The organism is Methylobrevis pamukkalensis (assembly GCF_001720135.1).
Lineage (GTDB): Bacteria > Pseudomonadota > Alphaproteobacteria > Rhizobiales > Pleomorphomonadaceae > Methylobrevis > Methylobrevis pamukkalensis.
Genome location: NZ_MCRJ01000245.1, coordinates 1 through 1,652 on the forward strand (window position 1 = coordinate 1; position 1,652 = coordinate 1,652).

The window sequence follows — 1,652 nt, forward strand, 5'->3', positions numbered from 1 at the left end:
GGCAGATGCAGGCATGCCCGCACTCCTTCGACGACCCGCCCGACCCACACCCACGCCCGCCTTCCATCATCCATGAGGCCAACCGAACCTCGCGCGGTGCCCGGCACCGGCGCCTGACATTCCAAGGGGACAACGACCATGGCGACACTATCACCGGAGGAAGCGCTGGAGCGCGCCCGGGCTGCGGCGGAGGCGGCGCGGGAAGCCGCCGATGCGGCGGCGGAGGCGGCGCGCACCGCCGCCGGCTATGCAGACCAGATCACGGCCGGGCATGACGGCGCGTTCGCCGACGGGCTCGGCGCGGCGGCGCATGCGCTGTCGGGCGGGGCGATCGACCCGTTCGTGTTCCGGCTGTCGATCTTCGTGCTGGCGATCTTCGTCGGCTACTACGTGGTGTGGTCGGTGACGCCCGCGCTGCACACGCCGCTGATGTCGGTGACCAACGCGATCTCGTCGGTGATCATCGTCGGCGCGCTGCTGTCGGTGGGCGTCGATCTGGCGTCGTCGGACGGGGCGATCATGGCGCGGGGCTTCGGCTTCGTCGGGGTGGTGCTGGCGGCGGTGAACATCTTCGGCGGCTTCCTGGTGACGAGCCGGATGCTGGCCATGTACAAGAAGAAGGGGTGAGGCGATGTCCGCGAATGTGATGGCGAGCCTCTACCTCGTCTCTGCGGTGCTGTTCATCATGGCACTGCGTGGTCTCTCGAGCCCGGTGACGTCGCGCCAGGGCAATCTCTACGGCATGATCGGCATGGGGATCGCGATCCTCACGACCCTGGCCGGGGTGCACCTGTCGTTCGGCTCGATCGGTCTGATCGTGCTGGCGCTGGCGATCGGCGGCGGCGCCGGCGCGGTGATCGCCAGGAAGATCCCGATGACGGCGATGCCGCAGCTGGTGGCGGCGTTCCACTCGCTCGTCGGCCTTGCGGCGGTGATGGTGGCGGCCGGCGCGCTCTATGCGCCCTCGGCGCTGGGCATCGGCGAGGTCGGGGCGATCCACGCCCAGGCGCTGGTCGAGATGAGCCTCGGCGTGGCGATCGGCGCGATCACCTTCACCGGCTCGGTGATCGCCTTCCTCAAGCTCGACGGGCGGATGAGCGGCAAGCCGATCATGCTGCCGGGGCGGCACGTGATCAACGCGGGCCTCGCGCTGCTGCTGGTGGTGCTGATCGCGGTGCTGGTCAACACCGAGAGCCATGCGGTGTTCTGGCTGATCGTGGTGGCCTCGCTGGTGCTGGGCGTGATGATCATCATCCCGATCGGCGGCGCGGACATGCCGGTCGTCGTGTCGATGCTGAACAGCTACTCGGGCTGGGCGGCGGCGGGCATCGGCTTCACCCTGGGCAACACGGCGCTGATCATCACCGGCGCGCTGGTCGGCTCGTCGGGCGCGATCCTCAGCTACATCATGTGCAAGGGCATGAACCGGTCGTTCATCTCGGTGATCCTCGGCGGCTTCGGCGGCGAGACCGCCGGCCCCGGCGGCGGCGCGGTGGAAACCCGGCCGGTGAAGCAGGGCTCGGCCGAGGACGCGGCCTTCATCATGAAGAACGCCTCCAAGGTGATCATCGTGCCGGGCTACGGCATGGCGGTGGCGCAGGCCCAGCATGCGCTGCGCGAGATGGCCGACAAGCTCAAGCACGAGGCGTCGA

2 protein-coding genes are annotated in these 1,652 nt (G+C 69.2%); both read left to right on the forward strand.

The window, feature by feature from the left end:
* Window positions 1-138 precede the first annotated feature (138 nt).
* A complete protein-coding gene (locus A6302_RS20235; protein ID WP_069308514.1) occupies window positions 139-627 on the forward strand; it encodes a proton-translocating transhydrogenase family protein in 489 nt (162 codons plus the stop codon).
* Between the two features lie 4 nt (window positions 628-631).
* The coding region (locus tag A6302_RS20240) for an NAD(P)(+) transhydrogenase (Re/Si-specific) subunit beta (protein WP_069308515.1) at window positions 632-1,652 on the forward strand (1,021 nt) is incomplete at its 3' end.